The following is a 13,556-nucleotide window of genomic DNA, read 5'->3' on the forward strand; positions in this document are numbered from 1 at the left end:
CAGATGGTGGCGGTAGGGCAGGTCCGGCCCGGTTTCCATTCTCCCCCACCATCTCCCCCAACCTGTAGGAGCGAGCTTTTCAACCAAACCGCGTAGAGCTCGCGAGACAAGCTCGCTCCTACAGAGGTCGGGGTGTTATCAGTCCAGCTGGTGGCGGTAGGGCAGGTCCGGCCCGGTTTTGCTGCAGGTCAGCGCCGCCGCGCGGCTGGCGAAGTCCAGCAGGGCGCCGATCTGGTTTTTGCTCAACTGTTGCAAACCTTCAATCGAGTCCAGTCCATGCTCGGTCAGCCAGGCAATCACTGCCGCCTGAAAGGTATCGCCCGCACCCACGGTGTCGGCAACCTTTACTGCACTGGCCGCAACCCTCTGATGGCCATGCTCGCTGAATACGCTGGCGCCCTGGCCTCCACGGGTCAAAAACACCAGTTGGCAGCGCTGGCCCAGCCATGACCGGGCTATCTGTTGCGGGTCTTGCCCCGGGTACAGCAGTTCGAGATCTTCATCACTGACTTTGATCAGGTCGGCATAGGGGATCAGTTGCTTGATCCGCTGACGCCAGATCTCTATATCCGGCTCCGGGTTGAGTCGCACGTTCGGGTCGAGGCTGATCAGGCGCCGTCCGCTTTCGCGCCTGACCAGTGCCAGCAGGGTGTCGGCAACGGGTTGCACCACCAGAGAGAACGACCCGACATGGATGCCCCGTATCTGCGTGCTTAGCTGCGGCAGATGATGGAGTTGCAGTTGCCGGTCGGCGCAGCCTTCGCCGCGAAAGCTGTAGGCGGGCGCACCCTTGGCGTCCAGCGCGACCATGGCCAGGGTGGTGGGAGCCTCCATATCCAGTAAAAACGCCTGGCTGACGCCTTCCTCGGTCAGTACCTGCTTTAACCGACGGCCAAGGTAATCGGTGGACAACCCGGCGAACATGCCGGCTTCGACGCCCAGGCGCCGCAGGCCCACGGCGACGTTGAACGGCGAACCTCCGGCAAGCGCCTTGAAGTCCACTTTGCCCGCCTGTTGGCTGCTGTCTGCCTGGGCAAAAAAATCAAACAGCGCTTCACCACACACCAGATACATAGCATTCACTCGGATAAGGCCGCGACCTGTAGACGGTAGCGCACATAGGATTGTTCATAGGCCGCGACGTTTTTGGCGTCGGGCCTGGTTTCGCTGGCGTGGTCAAGGCGCACGCAGCGTTGGCACAGTTGCTCAAGGCTGTCGGCACCTGTACACCATGCCGCCTGAATGGCTGCGCCCAGTGCCGCGGCTTCACTTTGTTCGGCACAGATGACCCGGGTGTCCATGATATCGGCCACGATCTGGCGCCACAGCGGGCTTTTCGAGCCACCGCCGACCAGCAGGATGGTGTGGCTTTGCAAGCCGTTGCGGCGCAGCAGGTCAAGACCATAACGCAAACCGAAGGTGGTGCCCTCGATTGCTGCCCGGCAAAAATTGGCCTGGTTCAGGTTGGTCAGGGTCAGGCCGTGGAAACTGCCGGTGGCGTCGGGCAGGGCGGGCACCCGTTCACCGTTGAGAAACGGCAGCAGGCTGACGCCTTCGGCGCCTATCGGTGCCTGGCCGGCCAATTGATTGAAGGCATCCAGGGACAGGCCAAACAGTTCGCGTATGGCGCTGGTGACATTGGTCAGGTTGAGGGTGCAAATCAGCGGCAGCCAGCCACCGCTGGACGAGCAAAAATTGGCAACCGCTGGCTCCGGGCTGGCCTGGGGCTGCGGGTCAAAGGCGTAGACGGTGCCGGATGAGCCGAGGCTCATGGTGATGATCCCGGGTTGGATATTGCCGGTGCCTATGGCCCCCAGCATATTGTCGCCTCCACCGCTGCAGACCACTGCCTCGGGGTTGAGGTCCAGCAAGCGGGCAATTTCAGGCCGCAGCGTGCCTGCAGCGGCACGGGATTCGATCAGCTCGGGCAATGCTCGTTCCAGGCGCCCCTCGGGGTCGATATAACGCAGGATGTCGAGGTCCCACTGCCGGGTGCGCACGTTGAAATAACCGGTGCCGGAGGCATCGCCGTATTCACTGCAGTAACGGCCGGTCAGCCAGAAATTCAGATAGTCATGGGGCAACAGGATATGGGCGATGCGCTCAAACACTTGCCGATGGTGGTGGCGGGTCCAGAGCAGCTTGGACACCGTATAGCCGGGAGCTATTACCAGCCCCAGGCGTTGCAGTGAGCCGGCCTCACCGCCCAGCCACTCGAGCAGTTGGCGGTTTTCAGGGGTGGACTCGGTGTCGCACCAGAGTTTGGCCGGGCGCAGCACAGTGCCATGTTCATCCAGCAGCACCAGCCCGTGTTGCTGACCGCTGACCCCGATACCACGGATTTGCTGACCACTGACTCCGGCGGCCGCCAGCGCCTGTTGGGTGGCTGTCGTCAGGGCCTGCAACCATTGGCCGGTGTCCTGCTCGCGGCGACCGTGCTCACCCTGAATCAGCGTGTGCGGCGCCGAGCCCTGACCCAGAACCTGACCGCTCTGGCTGTCCAGGATCAGCGCCTTGGTACCCTGGGTGCCGCAATCGATACCGAGAAATAAGTGATTCATGGGGCGTTGACCTAATCAGAATCCGGAGAAATACCGCAAACCCTAAAACCACTGCTATCTCAATTGAAGGAGCGAGCTTGTCTCGCGATGGCCTCGAGAGCGTCGTGTTCAACTTGTAAAAACGCGTTATCGATAACAATCATCGCGAGACAAGCTCGCTCCTGCAGGGGCAGCACGGCATTGCGGCAGCACAGTTCAGAGCTGTACCAGCTGTTCCAGAGTGGCGGTTACCCCCACCTCTCGCAAACTGTTGAGGCACCACTCAAACGCCGCTACAAACTCGGCAGACTGGGCAATGGCTCCGCCAAATATCTCCTCTGCGCCCAGCAAGCGCTGCACGATCAGCGGGTCATCCTTGACCAGCGCCTGACAATAGTCAGCCCTGGGGTCGGGTATGGCATAGGTCTGGCCATTCTCGTCAACCCCCTTGAGATACAGGGCCCAGGCCGCCACCACCAGCGCTGCACGCTTGAGCTCGCGACCATCGGCAATCAAGCGGTTAATGGTCGGTACGGTGAATTTGGGGAATTTTGACGAACCATCGGAGCACACGCGCTCCAGCTGGTCGGCGATGGCCTGGTTGGAGAACCGTTGCACCAGGGTGTCTTTGTACGCCGTGAGGTCAATCCCGGGCACCGGCGCCAGTTGCGGGGTCACGTCCAGGTCCATGTAGGCGCGCATATAGGCCACGAACAGCGGGTCATTCATGGTCTCGTGGACGAAACGATAGCCCTTGAGAAACCCCAGGTAGGTTAGCGCCAGGTGACTGCCATTGAGCAGTTTGATTTTCATCTCTTCGTAGGGCGTGACGTCATCGGTCATTTGCACGCCAACGGTTTCCCAGGCCGGGCGGCCAGTGCTGAACTTGTCTTCAAGTACCCACTGGATAAACGGCTCGCAGACCACCGGCCAGGCGTCGTCGATGCCCAGTTGATCGTGCAGTTGCAGGCGATGAGCGTTGCTGGTCATGGGGGTGATGCGGTCAACCATGGCGTTGGGAAAGCTGACATGGGTCGCGATCCAGTCATGCAGGTCGGCATCGCTCAGGGCTGCATAGGCCAGCAGGGCTTTGCGCGCCACACCGCCGTTGTGGGGCAGGTTATCGCACGACATCAGAGTAAAGGCGTCCGTACCCGCAGCCCGGCGTCGGGCCAGGGCGGCAAACAGCACGCCAAACACGGTTCGCGGTTGTTTCGGGTGGGCCAGATCCCGCTGAATCCGGGGCAGGGTGGCCATGAATTCGCCGCTGCTGTCGTCGATGCAATAACCGCCTTCGGTAATGGTCAGCGAGACAATCCGGATGTCCGGGCTCGCGAGCTTGTCGAGCACCGCCTCGATACTGTCTTCGGCCAGCAGCATGTCACTGATGGAGCCGATGATGCGGCTTTGGGTGTCGTCGCTGTCGCCCAGTTCGAACAGGGTGTAGAGATAGTCCTGCCCGGCCAGGTCATCGCGCATTTTGCGGTCTTCGGCCCGCAGGCCGATGCCGCAGATGCTCCAGTCCAGGTCGCGGCCCTGATTCATCAGCGCATCGGTATAAAAGGCCTGATGCGCGCGGTGAAATCCACCGACCCCGATATGGGCTATGCCGTGCCGTCTGTCGCTCGCGAGGTAGGCTGGCTTTTCAACTTTACTGGTCAGGTTATCGAGGTTGCGGCGATTGAGTTTCATGGGTGCGATCTCAAAAAACGTTAGGCAGCAGCGCGCAGCGGGCGGGTGATCGCCAGCCCCTGTGCGTCGAATAGGTGGCAATGTTCACTGTCCAGGTGCAAGTGCAACTGCTCGCCGTACTGGCTCGCCATGTCCCCGCGAATGCGCATGGTCAGCGGTTCGCCGCAGGCAGTAATCACATGGCAATAGGTATCGCTGCCCAGGCGCTCGCCGACATCGGCGGTGACGGTCAGGGTGCAATCACCGGGTCTGGCCAGGTTCAGGTGTTCCGGGCGGATCCCCAGGGTAACCTCGCCGCCAATGCTCAATGACGCGCCGCTCAGGGGCAACTGGATACGGGTACCGGCGTCCAGTTCAACTTCGCAGCTTTGGCCATCGACCCGGCTGACCTTGCCTTTGAGGAAGCCCATTTTCGGGGTGCCGAGAAAACCGGCGACAAACAGGTTGACCGGCTGGTGGTACAGATCCAGCGGCGAGCCGACCTGCTCGACCTTGCCGGCGTTGAGTACCACCACCTTGTCGGCGAGGGTCATGGCCTCGACCTGATCGTGGGTCACGTAAATCATGGTCGCCTGCAGTTCCTGATGCAGACGCGCCAGTTCCAGGCGCATCTGTACCCGCAGGGCGGCATCGAGGTTGGACAGCGGTTCGTCAAACAGGAAAATCTTCGGGTTGCGCACGATTGCCCGGCCGATTGCCACCCGCTGGCGTTGCCCGCCGGACAGGTGCTTGGGCTTGCGCTCGAGCAAAGGCGCAAGCTCGAGAATACGCGCCGCTTCGTTGACCTTTTTTTCGACTTCGGCTTTGGCCACACCGGCCAGGTCGAGGGCGAACGACATGTTTTTACGCACGGTCATGTGCGGGTACAGGGCGTAAGTCTGGAACACCATCGCCAGATCACGCTTGGCCGGGCTGACTTCGGTGATGTCGCGTCCGTCCAGCTCGATGGTACCGTCAGTCACTTCTTCGAGCCCGGCAATCAGGCGCAGCAGAGTGGACTTGCCGCACCCCGACGGGCCGACGAAGACCACGAACTCACGGTCGTTCACTTCAAGGTCGATGCCCTTGATGATCGAGAAACCTTCAAAGCCTTTTTGCAAATTCTTGATTTTCAGGTTGGCCATGATGGGCCTCCAAAGGTGATTTTTATTTGACTGCGCCAAAGGACAAGCCGCGAACCAGCTGTTTCTGGCTGATCCAGCCAAAAATCAGGATAGGGGCACAGGCCAGGGTCGAAACGGCAGACAATTTGGCCCAGAACAAGCCTTCGGGGCTGGAGTAGGAAGCGATCAGCGCGGTCAGTGGCGCGGCGCTGGATGACGTCAGGTTGAGTGACCAGAAGGCCTCGTTCCAGCACAGGATCAGCGACAGCAGCAGGGTCGAGGCCAGCCCGCCCTTGCTGATGGGCAGCAGTACGCGAAGCATTTCCTGCCACAGAGTGGCGCCATCAAGGCGGGCCGCTTCCAGGATGTCCATGGGGATGTCCTTGAAGTAGGTGTAAATCATCCAGACCACGATCGGCAGATTGATCAGGGTGTAGATGATGATCAGCGCGGTCCGGGTGTCCAGCAGGCCGAAGGATTTGGCCAGCAGGTAAATCGGCATCAGCACCCCCACCGGCGGCAGCATTTTGGTGGAGAGCATCCACAGCAACGTGCCTTTGGTCCGTTTGGTCTCGTAAAAGGCCATGGAGTACGCGGCCGGGATGGCAATCAACATGCTCAGGGCAGTAGCGGTGAACGAGATCACCACCGAGTTCCAGGCGAAGTGGAAATACCCGCTGCGTTCTTCGATGTGCAGGTAGTTCTCCAGGGTCGGAGTGAAAATGAACTGCGGCGGCGTGGCGAATGCGTCGATCTCGGTTTTGAAGCTGGTAAGCACCATCCAGAAGATCGGGAAGAAAATCAGGATGGCGATGGCCCAGGCCAGGGTGCCCAGCAGCAGGCTTTGCAGGCGACGCGATTGTTGCAGTGTCATCACTTGGCCCTCACGGCTTGTCAGTCAGGTTTTTACCCAGCATGCGCACCAGGATGATGGCTGCGATGTTGGCAATCACGACCGCGATAAGACCACCGGCCGAGGCCATGCCCACATCGAACTGCACCAGCGCCTGGTTGTAGATCAGGTAGGCCAGGTTGGTCGACGCGTAGCCGGGGCCGCCATTGGTGGTGGTGAAGATTTCGGCAAACACCGAAAGTAAAAAGATGGTTTCGATCATCACCACCACGGCGATGGGGCGCGCCAGGTGTGGCAGGGTCAGGTGCCAGAAAATCGCGATGGGGCCGGCGCCATCCAGGCGAGCGGCTTCTTTTTGATCCTGGTCGAGGGACTGCATGGCGGTCATCAGGATCAGAATGGCGAAGGGCAGCCATTGCCACGACACAATGATGATGATCGACAGCAGCGGGTAGTGCGCCAGCCAGTCAACCGGCTGGGCGCCAAACAATTTCCAGACCGCGGCGAGCACGCCGGACACCGGGTGAAAGATCAGGTTTTTCCAGATCAGCGCGCCCACGGTGGGCATGATGAAAAACGGCGAAATCAGCAACACCCGCACGATGCCGCGGCCCATGAACTCACTGGCCTCCAGCAGGGCGCTGATCAACACCCCGAGGACCACACTGATCAGCAATACACTGCCCACCAGCAGCAAGGTATTGGTGGCGCCGGGCAAGAACCCCGAGTCGGTCAGGAAGTAGGTGAAGTTTTCCAGCCCTACAAACTGGTTTTCGCCCGGGTACAGCAGGTTGTAGCGAATCAGCGAAAAGTACAGGGTCATGCCCAGCGGTACGATCATCCACAGCAGCAATAGCGCCACCGAAGGCGTGACCAGGAACCAGCCGGGGTTGAACAGCCGTGATTTACGCACCGGCAACGGGGCGTCAATCGCCGGGGTAACAGTCGAAGTGGTCATGGTGAATGGCACCTGTGCTTTTGTGGGAGCTGGCTTGCCTGCGATGGCATCTACTCAATCTGAAAGTCAGATCGGGTTGTTAGCATCGCTGGCAAGCCAGCTCCCACAAATTCGGGAGGCTATCCCGCTTTTATTTTGGGTAACCCGCGCGTTTCATTTCGCGCTCGGTGGTCTGTTGTGCTGCGGCCAGGGCCTGGTCAACCGTCATCTGGCCAATCAGCGCGGCGGAGAACAACTTGCCGACCTGGGTACCCACGGCCTGGAACTCCGGGATGGTGACCAGCTGTATGCCGACGTAAGGCACAGGTTTGAGGGTAGGGTCATTGGGCTTGGCGGCCTTGAGCGATTCCAGGGTCACCTTGGCAAAGGGTGCAGCCTTGAGGTAGGCGTCACTGTAGGTCGAGGCGCGGGTGCCCGGCGGCACATTGGCAATGCCGTCTTTCTCGGCCACCAGTGCCCCGTACTCCCTGGACGTGGCCCAGGTGCTGAAGGTTTTGGCGGCGTCCTTGGCCTTGGAGGTAGTGGGGATGGCCAGCGCCCAGGAATACAACCAGGCGCTGCCTTTGTCGGTCACTGCATGGGGGGCGAAGGTGAAACCGACCTTGTCGGCCACTTTGCTCTGGGTCGGGTCGGTAACGAATGAACCGGCGACGCTGGCATCGACCCAGATCGCGCATTTGCCGCTGTTGAACAGCGCCAGGTTTTCGTTGAAGCCGTTGCTGGTGGCACCCGGAGGGCCCGAGGCTTTCATGGTGTTGACGTAAAAGTTGAGGGCGTTCTTCCACTCGGGGCCGGTAAATTCAGGCTGCCACTTCTCATCGAACCAGCGCGCGCCGTAGGCATTGGCGACCGTGCTGATCAGCGCCATGTTTTCACCCCAACCCGCTTTGCCCCGCAGGCAAATCCCGTATTGCTCTTTTTCGGGTTTGTTCAGGGTTTTGGCGAATTCTGCAATCTGCTCCCAGGTCGGGTGCTCGGGCATGGTCAGCCCGGCTTCCTTGAACAGGTCGGTGCGGTAGTAGGTCATCGAGCTTTCGGCATAAAACGGCAGGGCGTAAAGCGTGCCCTTGACTGACAAACCATCGCGTACCGAGGGAAATACATCTTCAATGGCGTAGGACGCAGGCAGCTCGTTCATCGGTTCCAGCCAGCCCTTGGCTCCCCAGAGTGCAGCTTCGTACATGCCGATGGTCAGTACATCGAATTGGCCGCCCTGGGTGGCAATGTCTGTGGTGAGGCGTTGGCGCAGTACGTTTTCTTCCAGCACCACCCAGTTCAGCTTGATATCCGGGTGTTCGCTCTCGAAGGTTTTGGCGAGCTTCTGCATGCGGATCATGTCGCTGTTGTTGACCGTCGCAATGGTCAGCGTTTGTGCGCCCAGGCTGATACCGCTGAGGGTCATGCACATGGCTACACATAACGCTTTGACAGGAATATTCATTGAGCACTCCACTTCTTCGGCCAAGGCGGCCTTGAAGGACGGTTATTGTTTTTATGGCTGCCCGCTGACACGAGCGCATAGGGCCGATTACAGCCCTCAATCACCGGCGTGACAAATCACTGGTAGCACTGCAACCGATACTATTTTGCAATGCGCAGACGTTCGCTCAGCACCGGCAGGTTTTGCTCGGTCAAACGCTGTACGGCCAGACGGCGGTAGTGTGACGGGGTCATGCCTTTAAGTTGCTGAAAGCGCCGGTTGAAGTTGGAAATATTGCTGAAACCCGACTCGAAGCACACATCCGTTACCGCTTTGCGGCCATCGGCGAGTAATTCGCAGGACTTGCTGATGCGCAGGCGATTGACGAATTCGATAAAGCAGCGCCCCGTGGCTTGCTTGAATACCCGGGAAAAGTAGGTAGGTTTCATGCCCATGTAGTCGGCGACTTCTTCGAGGGTCAGCTCCCGGGCATAGTGACTGAAGATGTAATCCACGGCGCGGTTGGTCCGCTCTATGGTGTGCTCGTCGGCCAGGTTGCCTGAGGTGACGCCGGACAGCAGTTGATAGTTGTCGCAGTCGGCCAGCAGCTCCATCAGGATCAGAAAGTGCCCGAGGCGAGTCACTCCGGTGGCATTGGCAATGGTCTGCATCAAGGCCATGGCTTTGCGGATGGTGGGCTTGCAGTGAAACTCGATGCCGTACTGGGCCCGCTCCAGCATCGGCGTGAGACCTTTGAGCTCGGTAAACACCGAGGCGGCGCTGCCCAGCAGTTCATCGGTAAAATTGACCAGCATGTCGCGCTTGGGCACCACTTCATCTGCGGCCACCTGGCTGATCCAGTTGTGGGGCAGGTTGGGGCCGGTGAGGAACAGCGTCTCGGGGTAGAAGTTACCGATATAGTCGCCTACGAACACTTTGCCGCTGCTGGCCACAATCAGGTGCAGCTCGTATTCCTTGTGGAAATGCCAGCGTACCAGCGGGCAAGGGAAGCCATGCTGGCGATAAATGATCGACAGGCCATTATGGTCATCCATCAATTCGTATGAAGGGTCTGTAGCTCGGGCGAGACGAGTCATGGGCTTGGCCGTTGGTGGTCTTGTTATGGGGCTGATCATGCTGTCTTTTGAAAATTCCTGCCAGCCACGGCTCAATTTCCTGCCTGTTCAAGGATAGACACTATGAAAACACTGTTATTGATTGGCATGGGCTCGGGCAATCCGCAGCAGATCACCGTGCAGGCAATTGAGGCACTGAACCGCACCTCGGTGTTCTTTGTGCTGGACAAGGGCAAAACCACTGACGACCTGGTGCGGTTGCGGCTGGAAATCTGCGAGCGTTACATCCGTGAGCCGGGTTATCGGGTGGTTCAGGTCAGTGATCCGCAGCGTGACAGTGCTACCCCGTCCTATATACAGGGGGTTGAGGACTGGCATGAGCTGCGGGCCGAGGTGTTTGCGCGGCTGATCGAGGACGAGCTGGGGGAGGGTGAGTGCGGGGCATTTCTGCTCTGGGGCGAACCGGCTTTGTATGACAGCACCTTGCGCATTCTGCAGCGGGTGCGGGCCAATGGCTGCAGCGGGTTCGACTATGAGGTGATCCCCGGTATCAGCAGCGTGCAGGCCCTGGCGGCCCGGCATCGGGTGGCACTCAATGACATCGGTCAGCCGATCCGTATCACCACGGGGCGGCGACTGGTGGCCGAAGACCTGGACAATGTGGTGGTGATGCTCGATGCCCACTGCGCGTTCCAGGCTTTTGTCCATGAAGACCTGGATATTTACTGGGGCGCCTATATCGGCACAGCGGACGAGATCCTGATTGCCGGCAAGCTGGCGGATGTCAGCCAGCAGATCAGGCATGCCCGCGAGGCGGCCAGGTTGCGCAAGGGCTGGATCATGGACACGTATTTGCTGCGCCGGTCAGCGAAATCGGACTGACCCCATCGCGAGGCAAGCTCGCTCCTACAGGCGACAGGAGGGATCTGTTGGGGTGACCTGTGGGAGCTGGCTTGCCAGCGATGGAGGCGACCGGGATGGAGGCTGGTGTTCTGTGGGAGCTGGCTTGCCAGCGATGGAGGCAACCGGGTGGTGGCCGGGTGCTGCCATCGCGAGGCAAGCTCGCTCCTACAGGGAGTGGCTACGGTTCTTGGCTTCGATCCACTGCGACATGTATTGGGTACTCTTGTGCTGGTGATGACGCAACATGGCCCCGGTGAAGTTGTTGCGCCGGTGCTGTTCAAGCTCCGCGCGGCAGGCTTCGATGCGTTGCACCAGCGCCGGGCCATGGCTGGCTTTGAGGTACCGCGCCTGCAGTAACGCCTGGCCGTTGTGTTGCGCCTGCTGCCACGCCTGGGGGTTGCGGTACAGCTCGACGGCCGCCTGCGCAATGGCGCTGGCACTCTGTTCTACGGCTCCGGCCCACGGCATGTCACCGTGCATGCCTTCCGCACCCACCGGGGTCGTGACATTAGGGGTGCCGCAAAGCATGGCGTCGGCGATTTTGCCTTTGATGCCAGCGCCAAAGCGTAAAGGGGCCAGGCAGATCCGTGCGTTGCTCATCACGGCCAGGGCATCCTCGGCCCAGTTGAGTACATGAAAACCCTGGGCCGGGTTATGCAGGGCCGTGGCTTTGGGCGGCGTGTAGGCACCGTAGACATGCAGTTGGGCGTCGGGCAGTTGCTGGCGGATCAGCGGCCAGATATGGGTTTTCATCCATAACACGGCGTCCCAGTTCGGCCCATGGCGGAAGTTGCCGATGCTCAAGAAATGCTGGCGCTGCTCGTAAGGCACGAATTGCTCAGGGACGCTGTCAACCATCAGCGGACACCAGTGCAACAGTGCCTCGGGTACCTGAAATTGCTCCACCAGAAGATCGATTTCATATTCGGAAATCATCAGGTTCAGGTCGCTGCGGTAGATCGCGGCGATTTCCCGTTGCGCAAGGTCGGCATCGGCCATGTGTTCAAAGGTGGTGCGTTGCCCCGGGGCGAACAGGCTGCTGAAGTCATCCTGCTCCGGGTTGTGCTTGAGCCGCGCCTTGAGTTGCAGGTGACGGGCGTCGCGCAGGCTTTGCAAGTCGGAGGTTTCCAGGACACGCAAGGCATTCGGGCAGTGCTTCTCAACGCGCCAGCCGAACTGCTCCTCCATCATGAAACGGTCGAACAGGACGATATCCGGGGCCAGTTCACTGATAAAGGTGTCGAAGCTGCTGTTATTGAGCTCGATCCCCACTTCATCGATGCCCAGCGCTGCCAAGTCGGCCTTGTGCTCGCCAACCCCGGCCGGGCTACTGAAGGTGATCTGCCAGCCGTGCTGCAAGAAACTGTCGATGATTTGCATCATGTGCCCGCCCGCCGCAGAAGAGCGAGGCTCGGGCCACACGTAGCCAATGATCAGGACGTGGGTTGGGCGAGGGGACGACATGGGCGGTTCCTTGAAGCCTGAGGCTGAAAAAAGGCGGCAATTAGAACACAACACTGCATTGATCATGTGTGGGAGCTGGCTTGCCAGCGATGAGGTCGCCATGATCGGTCCTGCAAGCCGGGTTGAATCCATCGCTGGCAAGCCAGCCGCCACAGGATGACATTGACCTGTTACAAAGCACTGCGTAGCCTTGCACGTTCGAGGTTCTTCGCCACGCGAAGCTAAGAAGGGAACGCGGTATGCCGCGGCTGCCCCCGCAACTGTAAACGGTCGATGACCTTGCAATGCCACTGCTGAACAAGCGGGAAGGCGCAAGGTCGGTGTCAGCCCCGGCTGATACCCCGCCGTAAGCCAGGAGACCTGCCTCGTCACAGATTCTTACTTCAACCGGGCGGGGTGATCCGGTGGCGAAGACTGACCGCGCACAGCCTGCGGTCGTCGTCCCGTATGCCCGCCGCTTGCCAAAGGGCATCCGATGAAAACACTGGCCAAAATCCCTGTCACTATCGTTACCGGCTTTCTCGGTTCGGGCAAAACCACACTGCTGCGGCACATGCTGGATAACGCCCAGGGCCGCCGTATTGCGGTGATCGTCAATGAGTTCGGTGAGCTGGGTATCGACGGTGAAATCCTCAAGCAGTGCACCATCGGCTGCACCGAAGAAGAAGCCAACGGCCGCGTTTATGAACTGGCCAATGGTTGCCTGTGCTGCACCGTGCAGGAAGAGTTCTTCCCGGTGATGCGCGAACTGGTGGCCCGTCGCGGCGATATCGACCATATCCTGATCGAAACCTCGGGCCTGGCCCTGCCCAAACCTCTGGTGCAAGCCTTCCAGTGGCCGGAAATCCGCAGCGCCTGCACGGTTGACGCGGTTATTACCGTCGTCGACAGCCCGGCTGTGGCTGCCGGCACTTTTGCCGCGTTCCCGGATCAGGTCGACGCCCAGCGCAAACTCGACCCGAATCTGGACCACGAGTCGCCTCTGCACGAGCTGTTTGCTGATCAGCTGGCCAGCGCCGATCTGGTGATCCTCAATAAAGCCGACCTGATCAGCCCTGAAGATCTGGCCCGGGTGCGCGCCGAAGTCGCCGAAGAGCTGCCACCTGCGGTGAAGGTGATCGAGGCCAGCAGCGGCCGCTTGCCTCTGGATGTGCTGTTGGGGCTGGGTGCCGGCTCCGAGGATCATATCGATGACCGCCACAGCCACCACGATCACCACCACGACGGTGATGATGACCACGACGATCATGACCACGATGCCTTCGATTCGATTTCCATCGAGCTGCCTGAAGGCGAAGAAAGCGTATTGATGCAAGCCCTGACGCAACTGGTGGTCCAGCACGGCATTCTGCGGGTCAAAGGCTTTGCCGCCATCCCGGGCAAGCCGATGCGCTTGTTGATCCAGGGCGTGGGTACCCGCTTTGACAAGCACTTCGACCGTGCCTGGGGCCGCGATGAAGCACGCAGCACCCGGCTCGTGCTGATCGGTCAGGATCTGGACGCGGCACTGCTCGAGTCCACCCTGCGCACAGCGTTGAGCGCTTAAA

Annotated in this window: 11 protein-coding genes and 1 riboswitch; of the genes, 2 read left to right on the forward strand and 9 right to left on the reverse strand. The window is 60.1% G+C overall.

What is annotated here, in order from left to right; translation table 11 throughout:
• Positions 1–138 precede the first annotated feature (138 nt).
• The 8 genes from B195_RS11330 to B195_RS11365 form a co-directional block, all read right to left on the reverse strand.
• A complete protein-coding gene (locus B195_RS11330) occupies positions 139–1,074 on the reverse strand; it encodes a carbohydrate kinase (RefSeq protein ID WP_003445359.1) in 936 nt (311 codons plus the stop codon).
• Positions 1,075–1,079: 5 nt separating this feature from the next.
• Complete coding sequence (gene xylB, locus B195_RS11335; RefSeq protein WP_003445361.1) at positions 1,080–2,561, reverse strand: xylulokinase; 1,482 nt, start codon at positions 2,559–2,561, stop codon at positions 1,080–1,082.
• Positions 2,562–2,756: 195 nt separating this feature from the next.
• Positions 2,757–4,232 (reverse strand): mannitol dehydrogenase family protein, encoded by a 1,476-nt coding sequence (locus tag B195_RS11340; RefSeq protein WP_003445362.1) that lies wholly within the window; start codon positions 4,230–4,232, stop codon positions 2,757–2,759.
• A gap of 20 nt (positions 4,233–4,252) precedes the next feature.
• Positions 4,253–5,356, reverse strand: coding sequence for an ABC transporter ATP-binding protein (locus tag B195_RS11345; protein WP_003445363.1), 1,104 nt, complete (start codon positions 5,354–5,356; stop codon positions 4,253–4,255).
• 22 nt (positions 5,357–5,378) lie between these two features.
• Positions 5,379–6,212, reverse strand: a complete 834-nt coding sequence (locus B195_RS11350) for a carbohydrate ABC transporter permease (protein ID WP_003445365.1) — start codon at positions 6,210–6,212, stop codon at positions 5,379–5,381.
• Positions 6,213–6,219: 7 nt separating this feature from the next.
• Complete coding sequence (locus tag B195_RS11355) at positions 6,220–7,146, reverse strand: carbohydrate ABC transporter permease (RefSeq protein WP_003445367.1); 927 nt, start codon at positions 7,144–7,146, stop codon at positions 6,220–6,222.
• Positions 7,147–7,276: 130 nt separating this feature from the next.
• Positions 7,277–8,587: a sugar ABC transporter substrate-binding protein gene (locus B195_RS11360; RefSeq protein ID WP_003445369.1), complete on the reverse strand. Its 1,311-nt coding sequence runs from the start codon at positions 8,585–8,587 to the stop codon at positions 7,277–7,279.
• 140 nt (positions 8,588–8,727) lie between these two features.
• Positions 8,728–9,663, reverse strand: coding sequence for an AraC family transcriptional regulator (locus tag B195_RS11365; protein ID WP_051060447.1), 936 nt, complete (start codon positions 9,661–9,663; stop codon positions 8,728–8,730).
• A 102-nt stretch (positions 9,664–9,765) separates the two neighbouring features.
• Here B195_RS11365 and cobF point away from each other — a divergent pair, with 102 nt between their 5' ends.
• Positions 9,766–10,524 (forward strand): precorrin-6A synthase (deacetylating), encoded by a 759-nt coding sequence (gene cobF / locus B195_RS11370; RefSeq protein WP_003445373.1) that lies wholly within the window; start codon positions 9,766–9,768, stop codon positions 10,522–10,524.
• A gap of 186 nt (positions 10,525–10,710) precedes the next feature.
• Here cobF and B195_RS11375 read toward each other — a convergent pair whose 3' ends face one another.
• Positions 10,711–12,009, reverse strand: coding sequence for a glycosyltransferase (locus tag B195_RS11375; protein WP_003445374.1), 1,299 nt, complete (start codon positions 12,007–12,009; stop codon positions 10,711–10,713).
• 184 nt (positions 12,010–12,193) lie between these two features.
• Positions 12,194–12,392, forward strand: a riboswitch (cobalamin riboswitch).
• Between the two features lie 92 nt (positions 12,393–12,484).
• Between B195_RS11375 and cobW the strand changes: the two genes are divergently transcribed.
• Positions 12,485–13,555 (forward strand): cobalamin biosynthesis protein CobW, encoded by a 1,071-nt coding sequence (gene cobW, locus B195_RS11380; RefSeq protein WP_003445375.1) that lies wholly within the window; start codon positions 12,485–12,487, stop codon positions 13,553–13,555.
• Position 13,556 lies beyond the last annotated feature (1 nt).

The organism is Pseudomonas sp. Lz4W, from assembly GCF_000346225.2.
Classification (GTDB): Bacteria; Pseudomonadota; Gammaproteobacteria; order Pseudomonadales; family Pseudomonadaceae; genus Aquipseudomonas; species Aquipseudomonas paraversuta.